Genomic DNA, 268 nt, shown 5'->3' on the forward strand with positions numbered 1-268 from the left:
GAGCTGAACGCCAACGCCAGTAACGCGGTGCTGATCTGCCACGCGCTGTCCGGGCATCACCACGCCGCCGGCTCCCACAGCGCCGATGAACGAAAACCGGGCTGGTGGGACAGCTGCATCGGCCCCGGCAAGCCGCTGGACACCAACCGCTTCTTTGTCGTCAGCCTGAATAACCTCGGCGGCTGTAACGGCTCGACCGGCCCGTCCGACATCAACCCGGCAAACGGTAGGCCCTTCGGTGCCGATTTCCCAGTGATGACAGTGGAAG

General features: G+C 64.6%; 1 pseudogene. It reads left to right on the forward strand.

What is annotated here, in order from left to right:
- A pseudogene (gene metX / locus AC0IYH_RS31870) lies at positions 1 to 268 on the forward strand (homoserine O-acetyltransferase); the annotation flags it as partial.

Source organism: Pseudomonas sp. AC463, from assembly GCF_979253585.1.